18 protein-coding genes are annotated in these 18,897 nt (G+C 63.6%); 12 read left to right on the top strand and 6 right to left on the bottom strand.

Translation table 11 applies throughout. The annotated features are described in order from the left end of the window. Nucleotides 1-222 precede the first annotated feature (222 nt). Both DEVEQU_RS10380 and DEVEQU_RS10375 read right to left on the bottom strand, forming a co-directional pair. Nucleotides 223-1,500 (bottom strand): methyl-accepting chemotaxis protein, encoded by a 1,278-nt coding sequence (locus DEVEQU_RS10380; RefSeq protein WP_223214174.1) that lies wholly within the window; start codon nt 1,498-1,500, stop codon nt 223-225. Next, nucleotides 1,446-2,282: a Cache 3/Cache 2 fusion domain-containing protein gene (locus DEVEQU_RS10375; RefSeq protein WP_126150496.1), complete on the bottom strand. Its 837-nt coding sequence runs from the start codon at nt 2,280-2,282 to the stop codon at nt 1,446-1,448. Before DEVEQU_RS10375 ends, DEVEQU_RS10380 begins: the two co-directional genes overlap by 55 nt. A 689-nt stretch (nt 2,283-2,971) precedes the next feature. Here DEVEQU_RS10375 and DEVEQU_RS10370 point away from each other — a divergent pair. The 5 genes from DEVEQU_RS10370 to DEVEQU_RS10350 all read left to right on the top strand — a co-directional run bounded on the left by DEVEQU_RS10370 (nt 2,972) and on the right by DEVEQU_RS10350 (nt 8,341). Then, nucleotides 2,972-6,019 (top strand): helicase-related protein, encoded by a 3,048-nt coding sequence (locus DEVEQU_RS10370; RefSeq protein WP_126150495.1) that lies wholly within the window; start codon nt 2,972-2,974, stop codon nt 6,017-6,019. A gap of 3 nt (nt 6,020-6,022) precedes the next feature. Continuing rightward, complete coding sequence (locus DEVEQU_RS10365) at nt 6,023-6,433, top strand: RNA-binding S4 domain-containing protein (RefSeq protein ID WP_126150494.1); 411 nt, start codon at nt 6,023-6,025, stop codon at nt 6,431-6,433. Further along, a complete protein-coding gene (locus DEVEQU_RS10360; RefSeq protein ID WP_126150493.1) occupies nt 6,426-6,938 on the top strand; it encodes a GNAT family N-acetyltransferase in 513 nt (170 codons plus the stop codon). Before DEVEQU_RS10365 ends, DEVEQU_RS10360 begins: the two co-directional genes overlap by 8 nt. Before the next feature lie 170 nt (nt 6,939-7,108). After that, on the top strand, nt 7,109-7,447 hold the full coding sequence (gene fdxA / locus DEVEQU_RS10355) for a ferredoxin FdxA (protein ID WP_126150492.1): 339 nt from the start codon (nt 7,109-7,111) through the stop codon (nt 7,445-7,447). Nucleotides 7,448-7,774: 327 nt separating this feature from the next. Further along, nucleotides 7,775-8,341: a CarD family transcriptional regulator gene (locus DEVEQU_RS10350; protein ID WP_126150491.1), complete on the top strand. Its 567-nt coding sequence runs from the start codon at nt 7,775-7,777 to the stop codon at nt 8,339-8,341. Between the two features lie 110 nt (nt 8,342-8,451). Here DEVEQU_RS10350 and DEVEQU_RS10345 read toward each other — a convergent pair whose 3' ends face one another. From DEVEQU_RS10345 to DEVEQU_RS20275, 3 genes are all read right to left on the bottom strand, one after another. Continuing rightward, nucleotides 8,452-9,405 carry an acetyl-CoA carboxylase carboxyltransferase subunit alpha gene (locus tag DEVEQU_RS10345; RefSeq protein WP_126150490.1) on the bottom strand — a complete coding sequence of 318 codons (954 nt, stop codon included), beginning with the start codon at nt 9,403-9,405 and terminating at the stop codon, nt 8,452-8,454. A 148-nt stretch (nt 9,406-9,553) separates the two neighbouring features. Further along, complete coding sequence (locus tag DEVEQU_RS10340) at nt 9,554-10,462, bottom strand: site-specific tyrosine recombinase XerD (RefSeq protein WP_126150489.1); 909 nt, start codon at nt 10,460-10,462, stop codon at nt 9,554-9,556. After that, the gene (locus DEVEQU_RS20275) at nt 10,459-10,674 is read right to left on the bottom strand and encodes a histidine kinase (protein ID WP_329601459.1); all 216 of its coding nucleotides are present in this window, start codon (nt 10,672-10,674) and stop codon (nt 10,459-10,461) included. The genes DEVEQU_RS10340 and DEVEQU_RS20275 overlap by 4 nt, the downstream gene beginning before the upstream one ends. A 164-nt stretch (nt 10,675-10,838) precedes the next feature. On the opposite strand from DEVEQU_RS20275, the gene DEVEQU_RS10330 reads away from it, so the two are divergent. The 3 genes from DEVEQU_RS10330 to DEVEQU_RS10320 are packed head-to-tail and all read left to right on the top strand — an operon-like array spanning nt 10,839 to nt 13,828. Further along, complete coding sequence (locus DEVEQU_RS10330) at nt 10,839-11,417, top strand: shikimate kinase (RefSeq protein WP_126150488.1); 579 nt, start codon at nt 10,839-10,841, stop codon at nt 11,415-11,417. A 9-nt stretch (nt 11,418-11,426) separates the two neighbouring features. Continuing rightward, complete coding sequence (gene aroB, locus DEVEQU_RS10325) at nt 11,427-12,542, top strand: 3-dehydroquinate synthase (protein WP_126150487.1); 1,116 nt, start codon at nt 11,427-11,429, stop codon at nt 12,540-12,542. After that, complete coding sequence (locus DEVEQU_RS10320) at nt 12,539-13,828, top strand: HlyC/CorC family transporter (RefSeq protein WP_126150486.1); 1,290 nt, start codon at nt 12,539-12,541, stop codon at nt 13,826-13,828. The genes aroB and DEVEQU_RS10320 overlap by 4 nt, the downstream gene beginning before the upstream one ends. Here the strand turns inward: DEVEQU_RS10320 and DEVEQU_RS10315 are convergent. After that, on the bottom strand, nt 13,825-14,088 hold the full coding sequence (locus tag DEVEQU_RS10315; protein ID WP_126150485.1) for a BolA family protein: 264 nt from the start codon (nt 14,086-14,088) through the stop codon (nt 13,825-13,827). The genes DEVEQU_RS10320 and DEVEQU_RS10315 overlap by 4 nt on opposite strands. A 45-nt stretch (nt 14,089-14,133) precedes the next feature. On the opposite strand from DEVEQU_RS10315, the gene DEVEQU_RS10310 reads away from it, so the two are divergent. The 4 genes from DEVEQU_RS10310 to DEVEQU_RS10295 all read left to right on the top strand — a co-directional run bounded on the left by DEVEQU_RS10310 (nt 14,134) and on the right by DEVEQU_RS10295 (nt 18,890). Then, nucleotides 14,134-14,757 (top strand): J domain-containing protein, encoded by a 624-nt coding sequence (locus DEVEQU_RS10310; protein ID WP_126150484.1) that lies wholly within the window; start codon nt 14,134-14,136, stop codon nt 14,755-14,757. Nucleotides 14,758-14,853: 96 nt separating this feature from the next. Then, a complete protein-coding gene (cobS, locus tag DEVEQU_RS10305; RefSeq protein WP_126150483.1) occupies nt 14,854-15,837 on the top strand; it encodes a cobaltochelatase subunit CobS in 984 nt (327 codons plus the stop codon). 177 nt (nt 15,838-16,014) lie between these two features. Then, nucleotides 16,015-17,904: a cobaltochelatase subunit CobT gene (cobT, locus tag DEVEQU_RS10300; RefSeq protein ID WP_126150482.1), complete on the top strand. Its 1,890-nt coding sequence runs from the start codon at nt 16,015-16,017 to the stop codon at nt 17,902-17,904. Further along, on the top strand, nt 17,901-18,890 hold the full coding sequence (locus tag DEVEQU_RS10295) for an esterase-like activity of phytase family protein (RefSeq protein WP_126150481.1): 990 nt from the start codon (nt 17,901-17,903) through the stop codon (nt 18,888-18,890). Before cobT ends, DEVEQU_RS10295 begins: the two co-directional genes overlap by 4 nt. The last annotated feature ends 7 nt before the right edge of the window (nt 18,891-18,897 follow it).

Raw genomic sequence — 18,897 nt, 5'->3', positions numbered from 1 at the left:
CTGATTGGGCCGCATGGACTGTCCCCACTCCCGTCGGGGGCAGTTCCGATCTTCCCTTCACCGAATAAATACCAAGCTCGTACTTAATTGCCGGTAAATGGCTGCGCAATTCTGCGGCAAAATCGCCGCTTTTGCTGCACTTGCGGGCATATCGGGTCGAAAACAAAACCCCGGGATGGCGACATCCCGGGGGCAAAGCGATCGGTAAAAGGGGCACTGGCCTCAGAAGGCTTCCCAATCGGCATCGAGCGCCGCATTGCCCTGGCTCATCGGGCGCGGGGCCGGACGCGATTGGCGTTCGCGCTGCTGGCGCGCGACATTGGCCCAATCGACCACCTCTTCGCGCCCACCCTCGACCTTGAACGTATCCACAATCCGGTCAAGCTCGTTGGCCTGAGCCTCGGTCTGCTCGATGGCGGCATTGGTCTCTTCCACCAGGGCCGCATTGTGCTGGGTCATCTCGTCCATCAGGTGCACCGCGGCACTGACTTCCTCGATGGAGGAGGCCTGCTCCCGGCTGTCCTGAGCAATGGCCTCGAGCGCGCTGGTATTCTCGCGGATGGACACCAGCATGCCGGCGATCTTGGCGGCCGCCGACTCCACCAGCTTGGTGCCATTGCTGACTTCGCCGGCACTCTGCTCGATCAGGGCCTTGACCTCCGAGGACGCTTGCGCTGCACTCTGGGCCAGGCGGCGCACTTCCACAGCCACCACCGCAAAGCCCTTGCCGGCCTCGCCGGCACGCGCGGCCTCGACCGAAGCATTGAGCGCCAAGAGGTTGGTCTGGAAAGCGATATCGTCGATCAGCCCGATAATGTTGGAAATCTTGCCCGAGGAGGCCGAAATCCGCTCCATCGCCTGATTGGCCGAATCCATCACCGCCACCCCCTGCTCGGCCGCATTGGTGACCGCCTGGGCATTGGTGCTGGCCTCATGGGCGCGCTCGGCATTCTTGAGCACGGTCGATGCCAGCTGTTCCATGGCCGCCGAAGTTTCCTCGATGGTCGCGGCCTGCTTGGTGGTGCGCTCGGAGAGGTCATTGGCGCCGGACAGGATTTCCCCGGTGGCAGTCTTGAGTGCACCCGAAGTGTCGCGCAACTGGGTCACCACCTCGGTGAACTTGTCGGCCATGGCATTGGTGTCGTCCTTGAGGCGGGCGAAGGCCCCCTCATAGTCGCCGGTCATGCGCTGCGTCAGGTCGGTATGGGCCATGGCGCCCAGCACCTGGCCCATTTCGGTGACGCCACGCTTGAAGGTGGACACCAGGCGATTGACGCCCGAAGCCAGGCTGTTGAGCTCTGGATCTGGGAATTCGGTTTCCACGCGCCGGTCGAAATCGCCGGCAATGGCGGCATCGACCACTTCGCCGAAAGCGGCCTGCAGCTCGGCCATCATGCGCTTGCGATTGTCCTGATCAGCAATGATGCGGGCGGCTTCCGCCTCGGTCATCTGCGCCACGCGCTCGCCATTCTGGCGGAACACTTCCACAGCACGTGCCATGCCGCCCACCTCATTGCCCATATCGGCATAGGGCACCTCGGTGTCGTACTGGCCCTGGGCGATAGATCCATGGCCGAGGCCAGGCGCGGAATCGGCCGGGTGATGGCGCGGGACACCACAAAGCCCACCAGACCCAGCGCGATGATCACGGCACCGCCGACAATGGCGATGAGCCCCAAAACGCTATTGGCCGCCGCCTCGACATTGCGCATCGGCGTGCCGACGAAGATTGCACCCATCACCTCGCCATTGACCTTCTGGATCGGCTGCAGCGCGGCGAAATAGCTTTCGCCCATCATGCCGAGTTCACCCTGGAACGGCTCGCCGGCCATCAGGCCTTCATAGGCAGGGCTATCGGGACCCAAGGTTTCGCTGAGGGCGCGCTGCCCATCGGGGCCAACAAGGCTCGTGGTCTTGACCATCAGGGTCTGCGTCTGCGGATCGAGCGCGAAAATGCCGGCATCCTGCTTGGTGACGCGCGTGACCGAATCGATGACTTCGCTGTCGTAGAAGGGCGGAATGGCCCAGCTCTGGAAATTGCCGATCGACCCATCTTCGCCCCAGCTCAGCACCGAGCCGGAGATGCGCCGCTCGAGAATGGTGGCCGCGACGCCGATATTGGTCTCCTGCTGGATGCGGCTATCCTCAAGCGACCGCTCGCGCAGGTTAAAGTAGATCGATGCCGACATGGCCGTGATCGATCCGATGATCGAGCACATCACCAGAACCAGAATGGTTGTGGTCATGCGCACATTGCCCATGATCTTGGAAAGCGTACCCAAAACCTGTCCCCCTCTTCGCGCTGCTAAGTCGGATGCGATCCGAATTCCTCATTGTCGCGGGGGAGGCTAGGAGAAAGCAGTTAACCGAGCGTTGTGCGCAATCCACCCAATGGGCATTTAAGAATACTATTCCACAATTGCCGCATTCTATTTGCCTTGTGACAGTGCCAAGACGCGCGCCAATGACTCGGCCCGAAACACTCTTGGCTGCCGCCTTTTGCTCTTGCCGTCAGCTTTCGCGTCGTTATCGGGCCCGCGCCGGCCCTGTGCCATCCTGGCACGTCAATGCAGTTTTTCCTCAATGCGCGCCGGCCAATCCCAGCAAAGCCGGGCCCATGGGCATGAAGGGATGAAAAATATCGACGCCAGGCGAATTTACCTCTGCTTCAGCTTTACACGTTTTTGCGCCGGATTAACGGAACCGAAACCCTTCTAAACGGTTTTGGCGACCAGTTGTGCCACAAGGACATGATCATGCCATCCGCTTGTGCCACCGGGGCGACAGAGCCCACCACATCTCGTGGTGAACAAAGCCGGATTTGCCGATTCGCGCCGATTCGATGCTGCTTCGTTCACCTTTGGTTTCACCCGTTAAGACTCGTGGCGAAAAGGTATCAATCCCTGTCCTTTCTTGGGACAAATCCTCTTGCCTCTCGCAACCCCGGCCCCGGCCCCTTACATTGGGCGCAATGACCTTTTTTTCCTCCCCCTCGGTCAAGGCCATTCTGGGGCCGACCAATACCGGCAAGACCTATTTTGCCATCGAGCGCATGCTGGCCCATCCAACCGGGATGATCGGCCTGCCTTTGCGTCTTCTGGCCCGGGAGGTCTATACGCGCGTCGTCGAGCGGGTCGGCGAACAGGCTGTGGCCCTGGTCACCGGGGAAGAGCGGATCGTTCCGGCCAAGCCGCGCTATTGGGTGGCGACGGTCGAGGCCATGCCCATGGACATCCATGTCGACTGCGTAGCGGTCGATGAAATCCAGACCGCCATCGACTTCGATCGCGGCCATATCTTCACCGATCGAATTCTCAAGGCTCGCGGCCTGCAGGAAACCCTGCTCCTGGGCTCTGCGACCATGGCCGGGGTGATCCGCAAGCTCATTCCGAATGCCGAGATCATCGACCGGCCGCGCTTTTCGCAGCTGACCTATTCCGGCTCCAAGAAAATCTCGCGCCAGCCGGCCCGCAGCGCCATCGTCGCCTTCTCCGCCCGCCAGGTCTATGCCATTGCCGAGCTGATCCGGCGCGAACGCGGCGGCGCCGCAGTGGTCATGGGCGCGCTCAGCCCGCGCACCCGCAATGCCCAGGTGGAACTCTACCAGAATGGCGACGTGGATTTCCTGGTCGCCACCGATGCCATCGGCATGGGGCTCAATCTCGATATCCACCACATCGCCTTTGCCGACGACACCAAGTTCGACGGTCGCCAGAGCCGGCCACTGACCCCGTCCGAAATCGGCCAGATTGCCGGCCGCGCCGGTCGGCACCGGCACAATGGCACCTTCGGGGTCACCGGCGGCACCGAGGGATTCGACGAAGAACTGGTCGTCCAGCTCGAAACCCATGACTTCGAGCCGGTAAAGGTGGTGCAATGGCGCAACAGCGCGCTGGATTTCTCATCGCTCGATGCGCTGCGCGATTCGCTTGATGTCTCCCCCACGGACCGGACCCTGACCCGCGTGCCCATCGCCACCGACCAGATGGCGCTCGAATTTCTCGCCCGCAACGAAGCGGCGAGCCTGGTGCGCGGGCTCGATGCCGTGCGGGTGCTGTGGGAATGCTGCCAGTTGCCGGACTATCAGGGCATTTCGCCCGCCGCGCACGGGGAAATCATTACCCGCATCTTTACCGATTTGCGTCGAAAGGGCCGCGTCAACGCCGATTGGATTGCCGAGCAGGTGCGCTTTTGCGACAATGCGGAAGGCGATATTGATACGCTCAGCAACCGGATCAAGCAGGTCCGGACCTGGACCTTTGTCGCCAATCGTAAAAACTGGCTTGAAGACCCTCTCTATTGGCGCGAAAAGACCCGTGATATCGAGGATCGCCTGAGCGACGCTCTGCACGAGCGGCTGACCCAGCGGTTCGTTGACCGGCGCACCAGCGTGCTACTCCGCCACCTGAAAGACAAACGTATGGTATCTCCCGAAATCAACAGCCAAGGCGAAGTACGGCTGGAAGGCCATTTGATCGGAACGCTTGAAGGCTTCCGCTTCACCCTGGCGCGCTCTGAAGGCGACATGGATGCGCGAGGCATTCGCGGCGCTGCGGAAGCGGTGGTTGCTCCCGAGATCCACAATCGCGCCGAGCGCCTGGCTGGCGCCCCCAACGAGGAATTCGTGCTGGCCACCGATGGCCGCCTGCGCTGGCGCGGGGAAGTCGTCGCGGAACTGGCCGAGGGCGACAGCCTCTATCGCCCCCGCATCATCACCCTTGCCGACGAGACCCTGACCGGACCCGACCTTGAAAAGGTACAGGATCGCCTGTCGCTCTGGCTGCGCCACCACGTCAATACCGTGCTCGAGCCGATCATGGCGCTGGAAGCGCCGGCCGACCTCGATGGCCCCGCCCGCGGCATCGCCTATCGCCTGTTCGAACATCTGGGCCTCTTGCCCCGCGCTGTCGTCGCCGACGACGTCAAGGCGCTCGATCAGGATGTGCGCGGCAAGATGCGCAAGCTGGGCATCAAGTTCGGCGCCTATCACATCTATCTGCCGCTCTCGCTCAAGCCCGCACCGCGCGAGCTGGCGCTGATCCTGTTCGCGCTCAAGCATGGCGGCACCCGCCAGCCCGGCGTCACCGACATTCCGCACATCGTGTTGTCGGGCCGCACCTCGTTCCTGGTCGATCCTGAAGTCGATCCGCGCCTGTACGAGATCGCCGGCTTCAAGGTGGCCGGCAAGCGCGCCGTGCGCATCGATATCCTCGAGCGCCTCGCCGACATCATCCGTCCGCTGATCGCACTCGACGCCGCCCGCCCCTATCAGGGCGACCTGCCGGCCGGCGCTGCCGAAGGTAACGGCTTCCGCGTCACCGTCGAGATGACCAGCCTTCTGGGCTGCTCGGGCGAAGATTTCGCCTCCATCCTCTCCTCCCTGGGCTATCGCCTGCGCCGTACCCCCAAGGTTGCCGCTCCGATCGTACCCGCTAAAGCCTCTGCGGAAGCCACGGCCCTTGCCGAGGTCCTGGCCGACGCGCCAGCCGCTCTCGAGCCCGGCAACGAGGCTGCGGAAGTGGCCACGGGCGAGGCGACTGAAACCGTCGAGACCGCTGAAATCATCGTGCCGGTCGAAGCGTCCCTGGCAGAAGCGGTGGCCGACGCGGCTCCCGCCGCGGCCGACGCCAGCGAAGCCGCGACGCCGGCCGAGCCGGAATTCGACGAGGTCTGGTTCCCCGGTGGCCGCCGCAACGAGCAGCAGCGCCGCCACGAGCCGCGCCAGCGTCGCGAGGGTGATGCGGCAGAGGGCCAGCCGCGCCAGCGCGCCAATCGCGACCGTACCCGTCCCGCCGCCTCCAAGGGGCAACGCCGGCCGGAAGGCGAAGAGCGCCCGCAGGGCAATGGCAAGCCGGCCCATGCGCGGCCACGCGATGACGAGCGCCGCGGCGGCCGCCCCGAGCGCAATGAGCGCCCCGAACGGGCCGATCGCCGCCCACCGCGTGAAGAGCGCAAGCCGGTCTTTGATCCGGACAGCCCCTTCGCGGCTTTGGCCGCCTTGCGCAACAAGAAGGACTAGGGTTTGGGCGGGCCGGACAGCGCCGTTCTCCGCAAGGAACGTCTGGACCGGTTCCTGTTCTTCTCCCGCGCCGTCAAGTCGCGCACCCTGGCGCAAAAGCTCATCGAGACCGGCGCCATAAGGGTAAACTCTGAAAAGACCGAGCGCACCGACCACAAGGTCGGTGCCGGCGACGTGCTGACCATGTCGCTGCATGGCCGCATCCTTGTCTGGCGCATTCTCGACCCCGGCACCAGGCGCGGTCCGGCCAGCGAAGCGCAGGGGCTCTACGAGGACATTTCCCCGCCCATGCCGCCCAAGCCTGAACTGTCGGTCTTCGACGCCGCCATCGCCGAACGGCCGGCCGGCAGCGGACGCCCGACCAAGAAGGGACGGCGCGACACAGATCGCCTCATCGATAGCGACGATGATTGACATTCCAACCCTCGAGACCACGCGTCTGCGTCTTCGGCCGATGATCTCTGCCGATTTCGATCTCTATCGCGCCCTGATGATGTCCCCTCGTTCGGTCCATATGGGTGGGCCCTTCGACCTCAAGACCGCCTGGGGCATGTTCACCAACGATACCGCGCAATGGCAGTTCTTCGGCCATGGCTGCCTGATGATCGAGCGCCGCGCCGACGGCGCCGTGCTCGGCCAGATCGGCATCAATCACGGCCCGCTTTTTCCGGAAAAGGAACTGGGCTGGCTGCTCTATGAGGGCTTTGAAGGCCAAGGCTATGCCTTTGAAGCGGCCGAAGCGATGCGCCACTGGGCCTTTGATATCCTGGGCCTCGTCAGTCTCGTCAGCTATTGCGATCCGGAAAACCAGCGCTCGATTGCCCTGGCGCGCAGGCTGGGCGCGGTGCTCGACCCTGACGCCATCGGGCAAGACCCCGAGGATCTGGTCTTTCGTCATTATCCAGCCGCCCGCGGCTAGCGCTGGCCCTGCCGATTGGCAGACCATTCCGCCCCAAGCCGATCCTGCGCCAAACCGTCCCTCGCCATGGTCTTGCAGCAGGCAAAAAAAGGGTTTAGCACCGGACCCGTTGAGACAGGTGGCTTGACCTACCCAAGGGTCGGCCGCGATGGACGGGATTGCCTGCCAGAATGACCTATATCGTCACCGACAATTGCATTGCCTGCAAGTACACCGACTGCGTGGAAGTCTGCCCGGTGGACTGTTTCTACGAAGGCGAGAACATGCTGGTCATCCACCCGGATGAGTGCATCGATTGTGGCGTCTGCGAGCCCGAATGCCCGGCCGAGGCGATCAAGCCCGATACCGAGAGCGGTCTCGACGAATGGCTGGCGCTCAACACCAAGTTTGCCGCCATCTGGCCCAATCTGACCGAACGCCGCGATCCTCTGCCCGAGGCCAAGGAGCGCGACGGCGAGGGTGGCAAGCTCGACAAGTATTTCTCTGAAGAACCCGGCGAAGGCGACTAAACGCCTCTTGTCACGGCCCGATTTTCGTCAATTTGCCGCGCGTCAGCGACCGCTTTCGGCTGCCTGATTCGTATCTTTTGATTCTGCTGAAAATTTGTGCTATGGTGGGCTTCTATGCAGTTAAGCTCGTCACCCAGCCCGTGCCGCAAGGCACGATTTTTTTGACACCATCGACGGTTGTGTGGCGCATCGGGCAAGCGGATCCCGATGCGGCCAGATGGCTTGACTGCGCATCGGCGTCCGGGTCGGACGCCAGGCATGAGTAGGAATGGTGGGTCCTTCCCGCAAGGAACCGACCATGGGGCGTCAACAAGGAGTTCCAGTAATATGGTAGCCAAGAAGGTACAGCAGCGGCTCGGGTACAAGACCGGCGAATACGTCGTCTATCCCTCCCATGGCGTCGGCGTCATCGTCGCCATCGAAGAGCAGGAAGTCGCCGGCCTGACCCTCGAGCTGTTCGTCATCAGCTTCGAGCAGGACAAGCTGACTCTGCGCGTACCCGTCGCCAAGATCAAGTCTGTCGGCATGCGCAAGCTGGCCGAAGAGGACGAGGTCAAGAAGGCGCTCGATACCGTCACCGGTCGGGCCCGTGTCAAGCGCACCATGTGGTCGCGTCGCGCCCAGGAATATGAAGCCAAGATCAATTCGGGCGATCTCATCGCCATTTCCGAAGTCGTGCGCGACCTCTATCGCTCCGAGGAACAGCCCGAGCAGTCCTATTCGGAACGCCAGCTGTTCGAACAGGCCATGGACCGCATGAGCCGCGAAATCAGCGCCGTCAAGAAGCTGACGCTGACCGAGGCCGTGCAGCTGATCGAAAAGCAGCTCGCCAAGAGCCCCAAGCGCACCAAGGCCGATGCCGCGGATGCCGAAAGCGACGAGGAAGCGGCGTAAGTCCCCTCTCTTCGATAAACGAAAAGGCCGGCAGCAATGCCGGCCTTTTTATTTGCCCTCGGTCTAGCCATCGGCCGGCCGGCGCGAGCTGCGCCGGCGCGCCAGGACAACTAGAGACTGGTGCCGATGGCGAGAAATTTCTCGCGACGATGCTCGCGGGTCTCGAGGCGCGATTTGCCTTCGAAGTCCCTGAGAAAGGTGTCGATGGCAATGCGGGCCGACTCCATCACCGCGCCATGGTGGCGATGCGCGCCGCCGGTTGGTTCGGGGATGATGCCGTCAATGACGCTGAAGCCGAGCAGGTCCTGCGCGGTGATCTTCTGCGCCGTGGCCATGTCCTGGGCGCGCGCTGCGTCCCGGAACAGGATGGAGGCGCCGGCCTCGGGCGAAATCACCGAATAGATGGCATTTTCCAGCATCAGCACGCGATTGGCCGTGGCGATGGCGATGGCGCCGCCCGAGCCGCCCTCACCGATGATGATGGCGAGGTTGGGCACGCCCAGTTCCAGCGCCTTTTCGGTCGAGCGGGCAATGGCTTCGGCCTGGCCACGCTCCTCGGCGCCGATGCCCGGATAGGCGCCGGCAGTGTCGACGAAGGAGAGCACCGGGATGGAGAAACGATCAGCCATATCCATGATGCGGACCGCCTTGCGGTAGCCCTCGGGATTGGCCATGCCGAAATTGTGCTTGAGGCGCGTCTCGGTGGAATTGCCCTTTTCCTGGCCCAGAATGGCCACCGGCTGGCCGTTGAAACGGCCAAAGCCGGCCTGCAGGGCCGCGTCTTCACCGAACTTGCGGTCACCGGCCAACGGCTGCCACTCGGTGATCAGGGACTGCACATAGTCCGAAAAATGCGGTCGCTGCGGGTGGCGCGCCACCTGCGTCTTCTGCCACGGGGTCAGCTTGCGGTAGATTTCAACCAGGGCTTCGTCAGCGCGCGCCGAGAGGCGGTTGACTTCCTCATCGATGGAAACGGCCTGGTCGGTTGCCGCCAGAGATTTCAGTTCGACGATCTTGGCTTCGAGATCGGCGACCGGCTTTTCAAAATCGAGATAAGACTGCATCCCACCCGCCCGTCAGGGGTCGTTATAGGCGACCCCGAAAAATCGAGCCCAGCCTGTTGCCTGCTAAAGTGGCCGGAAAGTGGCGATGGCGCAATGCCGAGTCAAGCCGCCGGGGCCAAATGGATGGATTTTCCTGTCCAAGGAATGCCTATTCCTGCGCCAGCGGGTGGTGTTGCTCCACCAGATTGCGCAGTTTCTCATCCAGCACATGGGTATAGATCTGCGTGGTGGAAATATCGGCATGGCCGAGCAGCATCTGCACCACGCGCAGGTCGGCGCCGCCAGCCAGCAAATGGCTGGCAAAGGCGTGGCGCAGCACATGGGGTGCCACCCGCGCCGCACTGATGCCGGCACGCCCCGCCAGCCCCTTGAGATCACGCGCAAAAACCTGCCGCGCGAGATAGCCGTCCTCGCCATTGGCCGGAAACAGCCAGGGCCCCGGCGGCAGCGTCTCGATCCAGGCGCGTACGGCATCGCGCGCCCGGTCGTTCATCGGCACGATGCGCTCCTTGCTGCCCTTGCCGATGACGGTGATGAAACTGGCATCGCGCACCACCGCATTGCGCCTGAGGCTCACCAGTTCGCTGACGCGCAGCCCGGTGGCATAGAGCATTTCGAGCAGGCAATAGAGCCGGCGCGCCGCCAATTGCTTGGCCGGGCTGGCAGGCGCATTGGCTTCGGTTTCAGCCAGGGTGAGCAGGCGATCGACCTCGGCAACCGAAAGCACCTTGGGCAGAGCGCGTCGCGGCTTGGGGCTGGCGACGATCCGCGTGGGATCATCCCCGCGCAGTCCATCGGCACACAAAAACTTGTGCAATTGTCGTATGGCCGAAAGCCGGCGAGCGCTGGAGGAGGCAGACAGCCCCTCCAGCTTGAGATTTTCGAGATAGGCGGTGATGGTATCGCGCGGACAATCGAGCAGGCTCTGTCCCCGGCCGGCGACGAAGCCCGAATAATCGCTGAGATCACGGCGATAGGCTTCGATCGTATTGGCGGCGGCCCCGCGCTCGGCGCTCATCATTTCGAGGAAGGCGCCGACCAGATGCGCCCCGCTCATTGCCCGCCCGTCGCCGGCGTGCTGCTGACATTGGGGACCGGCAGGCCCGGACGCGGCCCGCCTTCGGGCTCGCCCAACAGGTCGCGCGTCGGGATGCGCTGGCTCACTTCCTTCGGCGTCGGCTGCACGAAGGAGACGAGCGCGAACATCCCGGCATAACCGAGCCCGGCAAGGAACAACACGATGATAAGCAGGCGAAACAGGGTCGGCATGATAATCCCACAGGCGGCGGCACAGAGCAGTGTGACACCCAATGGTTGCAATCCGGTTGTGACCAGTGTTGCGGAAACCGCCGCATGGATCAACCTCGCATGCCCTAGCGCTTGACAGCCCACGCCCGGACCGTTTGATAGCGCCTGAAACGGAGAGCGGCCAGGTGAGCAAATCGGAGACGGCGGGGCGGCACGCCCGAGCCAGGGCCTTGGCCGAACGTCTGGGCGGGCGTCCCCTCGTGCTGGTGGGGATGATGGGCGCCGGCAAGACCACGGTAGGGCGGCGCCTCGCCAACCGGCTGGGCCGGCAATTCCTCGACAGCGACGAGGAAATCGAAAAAGCCGCGCATATGAGCATTCCCGAGATTTTCGCGCAGCGCGGTGAGCCCGAATTCCGCGCCGGGGAAACCCGCGTCATCGCCCGCGTACTCAAGGATACCGATATCGTCTTGGCCACTGGCGGCGGCGCCTTCGTCAATCTCGAAACTCGCGCGCTGATCAAGGCCGGCGCGCTGTCGGTCTGGCTCAAGGCCGATGCCGATATTCTGTTCGAGCGGGTATCGCGTCGCGCCAATCGGCCGCTGCTCAAGACCGACAATCCCCGTGCCACGCTGGAAAAGCTGATCGCCGACCGCTACCCCATCTATGCGGAGGCCGACATCACCGTGCTCAGCCGCGACGTGCCCCACGAGGCGGTCGCCAGCGACGTCATCAATGCCGCCCTGCATCACCTCAAGACCTGAAGGCCCGCCATGACCCGGATCGACCACACTGTCCACGTCGCTTTGGGCGAGCGCGCCTATGACATCCTGATCGGCCCCACCCTGCTGGACGATGCAGGTCCGATTCTCGCTGATCGCTTTCCCGGGCGCCGCTACGGCATCGTCACCGATAGGACCGTGGCCGAGGCACAATTGCCACGCCTGACCAGGAGCCTCGATGCCGCAGGCCTTGGCTACGACACCATCGTCCTGCCCGCCGGTGAAAGCACCAAGAGCTATGCCAATCTCGAAACCGTGATCGAGGGCCTCTTGGCCGCACGGCTCGAACGTGGCGATCTCGTCATCGCCTTGGGCGGCGGGGTCATTGGCGACCTCGCCGGCTTTGCCGCCGCCATCACCAGGCGCGGCATGGATTTCGTGCAGATGCCCACCTCGCTCCTGGCGCAGGTGGATTCCTCGGTCGGAGGCAAGACCGGCATCAATTCGCCCCATGGCAAGAACCTGGTCGGCGCCTTCCACCAGCCCAAGCTGGTGCTGGCCGATCTCTCCGCGCTCGACACGCTGCCCAAGCGCCAATTCGCTGCCGGCTACGCCGAAGTGGCCAAATATGGGCTGATCGACGACCCCGACTTCTTCGACTGGCTCGATATCAATCTCGACGAGATTTTCGCCGGCGGCCCGGCCCGCGGGGAAGCGGTGGCGCGCTGCTGCGCCCACAAGGCACGTGTGGTCATCGAGGACGAGAAGGAAAACGGCGTCCGCGCCCTGCTCAATCTCGGCCATACCTTCGGCCACGCGCTGGAAAAGGATACCGGCTATTCCGACCGCTTGCTGCATGGCGAGGGCGTCGCCATCGGCATGGTGCTGGCGCACACATTCTCGGCGCGGCTGGGCCTCGCACCGGGGCAGGATATCGGCCGCGTCACCAGCCACTTGAAGCGCGCGGACCTGCCCACCACATTGGCTGACATCCCCGGAACGCTCGGCACCACCGACACGTTGATGACCGCCATCGCGCAGGACAAGAAGGTCCAGCGCGGTGCATTGACCTTCATTCTCACGCACGGCATCGGCAAGGCCTTCATCGAAAGGAATGTCGATCCCGACAAGGTCAGGACTTTCCTCGAGGAGATGCGCGCCCCATGACGACGACGCTGTGGTTGACCTCTGCCGGCATCATTGTGCTGCTGGCCATGAGTTTCTTCTTTTCCGGCTCGGAAACCGCACTGACCGCCGCCTCGCGGGCCCGCATGCATCAGCTGGCGCGCAATGGCGATAACCGGGCCGTGCTGGTGGAAACGCTGACGCGGGAAAAGGAACGCCTGATCGGCGCCCTCCTGCTTGGCAACAATATCGTCAACATCCTGGCCTCCACGCTGGCGGCAAGCGTCTTGATTGCGGTGTTTGGCGAGGCGGGTATCGCCTATGCCACCATCGCTATGACCGCGGCCGTGGTGATTTTCTCTGAGGTTTTGCCCAAGACCCTGGCCCTGATGCGCCCAGACAGCTTTGCGCTGGCGGTGGTGCCGGTCGTGCGGGTCGTGGTGGTGTTCTTCGCGCCGGTTACCCTGGCGGTGCAGGCCGTCGTCAATTCCATCCTGCGCCTTTTCGGGCTCGACGCGACCAATGCCAGCGCCATTTCCGGGCATGACGAAATCCGAGGCACGCTCGACCTGCTGCATTCGGAAGGCGAAGTGGTCAAGGACGACCGGGACATGCTCGGCGGGCTGCTCGATCTCAAGGACCTGGTGGTGAGCGACGTGATGGTGCATCGCACGCAGATGACCGCCTTCGACGTTACCCGTCCGGTGAACGAACTGGTGCGCGACGTGCTCGACTGCGCCTATACCCGCATGCCGCTCTATGAAAACGAGAGCGACAATATCGTCGGCGTGCTGCACGCCAAGGACGTGCTGCGGGCCCTGATGGACGCCAATGGCGATACCAGCCAGGTCGATGTCCGCAAGATCATGACCAAACCCTGGTTCATTCCGCAATCCACCCCAGTGCAGGTGCAGCTCAGCGCCTTCCTCAAGCGCCACGCCCATATGGCGCTGGTGCTGGACGAATATGGCGTGCTCGAAGGACTGGTCACCCTCGAAGACATCATCGAGGAAATCGTCGGCGACATTTCCGACGAACATGATGAACCCGACGACGAGGCGGTGTTCGGCATCCACAAGAATGGCGACGGCAGTTACGACATCGATGCCAGCATCGCCATTCGCGACATCAACCGCCTGCTCGACTGGAGCCTGCCCGACGACACGGCCAATACCGTTGCCGGCATCGTGATCACGGCGGCCAAGCTCATTCCCGAGCCTGGCCACGAGGTCAGCGCCCACGGCTTCCGCTTCCTGGTGCTGGAACGGGACCGGCAGCGCGTGTCCAAGGTGCGGATCGTGCCGCTCGAGGCCGCCAAAACCAGCTAGGCGGCGGGCAGCACCTCGATGGCCAGGGCGTGCACACTGTCCTTCAATTCCGCGTCGAGCGCATCCATCACCGCACGGTGTTGCGCGACGCGGCTTAGACCGTCAAAATTGCGGGTCGCGATTCTGACACGAAAATGGGTTTCACCACCCTCTCGCCAGCCCGAGTGACCGTGGTGACTCTCGGATTCGTCGATGACCTCCAGCTGGAGGGGCGAAAACCGGTCGGTGAGCTTGGCTCGGATAGTGTCCGCGACGGACATGGGTCGGCTCCTGCGAAATATTGTTCAGGCAAGTAACTGGGTACGATGAAACTGCAATCCAAGCTCTTCGACAACATTCGCATCCGCCCGCGCCAGGAGGAGAAGGCCGAACCGGTGACGACTCCGTGCGATTGGGAAGGCTGTGACGAACCCGGCGAGTACAGGGCCCCCAAGGGCGTGCGCTCGGAAGGCCAGTACCACAATTTCTGCCTTGAGCATGTGCGCCACTACAACAAGGCATTCAACTATTTCGCCGGCATGAGCCCGGAAGACCTCGAAGAGGCGTTGCATGCCCCGCCCAAGGTCGAATCGCGCTCCAGCTTCGCCACCGGCAATGCCGGCGCCGCGCGCGCGGCCAGCGCCGCCGCCGGACGGCCCGGCGACAAATATGGCGACCCCTTCGGCGTGTTCGCGCGCTACCGCTACCAGCAGTCCAAGCGCCCGGCCTCCGAACGGGTCAAGCCGCTCAACGAGCCCGACCGCCGCGCGCTCGAGGCGCTGGGGATAACCGGCCATGCCAAGTCCGACGAGATCAAGGCGGCCTACAAGGCCCTGGTCAAGAAGCACCACCCGGACGTCAATGGCGGCGACGCGTCCTCAGAGGACAAGCTGCGCTCGGTGATCGCCGCCTATTCCCACCTCAAGAAACAGGGTTTCGTGGCGCGCTGAACCGCCACGCCCTTCCGAGGCTACCCGCCCCGTCACAATGCTGCTATAGAGCCTCCCGCCTTCCCTTTGCTTTCCTTGACAGTCAAGAGCCTTTCCATGACCGAGTTCACCAATCTTCCCGACACCGAATACAAGGCACGGGATCTCTTCGGCATCGACACCGACATGGTGGTCAAGGGCTACAAGGAACGGACCGGCCATGTCCCCCCGATCGATCCGGACTATCTGTTCGACCGCAATACCACGCTGGCGATCCTGGCCGGCTTTGCCTATAACCGCCGCGTCATGGTGCAGGGCTATCACGGCACCGGCAAGTCGACCCATATCGAGCAGGTCGCGGCGCGCCTCAACTGGCCGCTGGTCCGCGTCAATCTCGACAGCCACGTCTCCCGTATCGACCTCGTCGGCAAGGACGCCATCGTCCTCAAGGACGGCAAGCAGATCACCGAATTCCGCGACGGCATCCTGCCCTGGGCCGTGCAGAACAATGTGGCGCTCGTCTTCGACGAATACGATGCCGGCCGCCCGGACGTGATGTTCGTGATCCAGCGCGTGCTCGAGCAATCCGGTCGCCTGACCCTGCTCGACCAGAACCGCGTGATCATTCCGCACCCGGCCTTCCGCCTGTTCTCGACCACCAATACCATCGGTCTGGGCGACACATCGGGCCTCTATCACGGCACCCAGCAGATCAATCAGGGTCAGATGGACCGCTGGAGCATCGTCACCACCCTCAACTACCTGCCGCACGACAAGGAAGTCGGCATCGTGCTCGCCAAGAACAAATCCTATGGCGAGAGCGACAAGGGCAAGAAGCAGATTTCCAACATGGTGCGCCTGGCCGACCTTACGCGTTCGGCCTTCATCAATGGCGATATCTCCACCGTCATGTCGCCGCGTGGCGTCATCACCTGGGCGGAAAATGCTGTCATCTTCGGCGGCGATATCGGCTTTGCCTTCCGCCTGACCTTCCTCAACAAGTGCGACGAGCTCGAACGCCCGGTGGTTGCCGAGTTCTACCAGCGCGTCTTCGGCGAAGACCTGCCGGAAAGCTCCGCCAATCTGGCGGTGATGGCCTAAAATACAGCATGTGGGCCCTCTTGCTCCCCTCCCCCTTGAGGGGAGGGGTTGGGGGTGGGGGTCCATCGGTTAATCACTGAGCCACCCCCTCCTCGACCCTCCCCTCAATGGGGAGGGGGCGCATGAGCCACATTCCAGTGGGAAGCCAATGCGCCGTACCAACCGACGAGCGTAATAATGGCCACTCCCCCGCGCAGCAAAGCCAACAAGCCCGACCAGACCCAGGTCTTCAAATCGGCCATGGGCGCCACGGTGCGCGCCATTGGCGGCAAGGCCGATCTGGAAGTCAGCTTCACCGCCGACCGGCCGTTGCTGACCTCCGACAAGGCGCGGCTGGCCAATCTGCCGCGCCTGCCCACAAAGCGCGACATTGCCATTGCCCGCGGCCAGGGTGACGCCATGGCCATGCGCCTGGCCAGCCATGATCCCGAAGCCCACCGCAAGCGCGCCCCGATGGACCCGCAGGCCCGCGCCGCCTTCGACGCGCTGGAACAGGCTCGCGTCGAGAGCCTGGGCGTCATCCGTATGCCCGGCATGGGCGCCAATATCCACGAAATGCTGGACGACAGGCTGTTCCGCTCCAATTTCGCCGAAGTGGCAGACAAGGGCGATGCCCCGCTCGCCGAAGCACTCGGCCTCATCCTGCGTGAGCGCCTGGCCGGCGTTGCCGTGCCGCCCTCCGGCCATGCGCTGGTCGATCTGTGGCGCGACGAGATCGAGAACAAGGCCGGCAGCTCGCTCGAGGCGCTGCTGGGCACCTATGAGGACCAGGAGGATTTCTCCCGCGCCGTGCGCAATGTGCTGCGCGACCTCAACCTCATCGCTGAAAGCGACATGCAGGACCCCGCCGATGGCGAGGAAGGCGAGAGCGAGGACAACCAGCCCGAACAGGCCCAGGGCGCCGACCAGGCCCAGGAGCAGGGTGACGGCGAGAACGAGCAGTCCGAGAGCGAAGAAGACCAGCAGGCCGGCGACAGCGAAGATACCGGCGACGTCGAAGGCATGGAGGCCGACATGGCCGATGCCGACGAGGATGCCGAGGCCGAAGCTGGCGAAGACGCTCCCATGCCCCCGCCGGCCAAGGATGGCGGCGAGCGTCTGTCGAACCAGTTCAACTACAAGGTCTTCACCCAGAAATACGACGAGATCATCAAGGCGGCCGAACTGTGCCCACCCGACGAGCTCGATCAGCTGCGCGCCCTGCTCGACAAGCAGCTCGAAAACCTGGCGGGAGCGGTCGCACGCCTTGCCAACAAGCTGCAGCGGCGCCTCATGGCCAAGCAGAACCGCAGCTGGCAGTTCGATCTCGAAGAAGGCCTGCTCGACACCGCGCGCCTCACCCGCGTCGTCACTGATCCGCTGCAGGCCTTGAGCTTCAAGGTTGAGAACGACACCGATTTCCGCGACACGGTGGTGACGCTGCTGATCGACAATTCCGGCTCCATGCGCGGCCGCCCGATCACCATTGCGGCGATCTGCGGCGATATTCTCGCGCGCACGCTGGAGCGGTGCGGCGTGAAGGTCGAAATCCTCGGCTTCACCACGCGCGCCTGGAAGGGCGGCAAGTCCCGCGAGGCCTGGCTCGAGGCCGGTCGTCCGCCCAATCCCGGCCGCGTCAACGATATCCGCCACATTATCTACAAGGCCGCCGACGAGCCCTGGCGCCATGCGCGGCGCAATCTCGGCCTGATGATGCGCGAGGGCCTGCTCAAGGAGAACATTGACGGCGAGGCGCTCGAATGGGCCCGCAAGCGCTTGATGGCCCGCCCCGAGCAGCGCCGTATCCTCATGGTGATCTCCGACGGCGCCCCGGTCGATGACAGCACCCAGAGCGTCAATGCCGGCAATTATCTCGAGGCCCATCTTCGTCAGGTGATCGAGGATATCGAAACCCGCTCGCCCATCCAGCTGGTAGCGGTAGGCATCGGCCACGACGTGACGCGCTACTATCGCCGCGCCGTGACCCTGCTCGATGCCGAAGAGCTTGGCGGGGCGCTGACCGACGAGCTGGCAGCCCTCTTCGACGAAGAAATGCCGGCCCAGACCCGGCGGCGCGCGCGGGGATGATCCGCGTCGCTGCCCTCCTGCCGCTCTTTGCGTGCCTGGCTCTGCCGGCCGGGGCGGTGGAGGCGACGGTCAGCGCTGCCCAGGTCATGCGCTTCAAGGGCATCGGTCTCGATGCGCCGGTGGACAAGCTGATCTTTCGCGGCGGCATGACCCTGATCAGCCCCGATGATATGTTCGGCGGCCTCTCCAGCGTCACCACGACCGGCCCGGATCACCAGATCGCCTTTGTGTCCGATCGTGGCCAGTTCGTCTCCGGGCGCCTGGCCTATGACGATGACGACAGGCTGTTCGGCTTTATCGGCGTCACCATCGAGCCGATCCAGAATTCCAAGGGTGCGCCCTTGCCGCGCCAATATGCCCGCGACGCAGAGGGCATGGATACCATCTGGCGCGATGGCGTCGCCACCGGGGTGCGCGTCAGCTTCGAGCACCTGACCCGCGTCGCCGACTTCGCCGTCACCGATGGCCGGCCTGGCGGCCCGGCCAAGGAAGTGCCCATTCCCCAATGGCTGACCGATCTGCGCACCAATGAATCGCTGGAATCGATCTGCATCGCTCCGCCGACCTCGCCAGTTGCCGGCTCGACCCTCCTGATCACAGAGGAAGCGCTTGATGCCGATGGCAATCATCGCGGCTGGCTTCTGGGCATCAACGACAAGGGACCGATCGGCTATGTCAATTCGCCCATCGTCAATCCCACCGATTGCGCCTTCCTGCCCAATGGCGACCTGCTGGTACTCGAACGCGGCGTCTCGCTGTTCAGCTTCGTGATGAATTTGCGCCGCGTCCCGGCTGCCGAAGTGCGCCCCGGCAATCTCATGAAGGGCGAATTGCTGCTCGCGGCGCAGGGGGCCGAGATCGACAATATGGAAAGCCTGATGGTGCACCAGACACCGGGCGGGGAGACCCGCATCCTCATGGGTTCGGACAACAATTTCAACGACTGGCAGCGCAACCTCATCCTCGAATTCGCTTTGCCGCAATGAGGGCCTC

Source organism: Devosia equisanguinis (genome assembly GCF_900631955.1).
GTDB lineage: Bacteria > Pseudomonadota > Alphaproteobacteria > Rhizobiales > Devosiaceae > Devosia > Devosia equisanguinis.
This window is presented reverse-complemented; position numbering and strand designations above follow the sequence as displayed.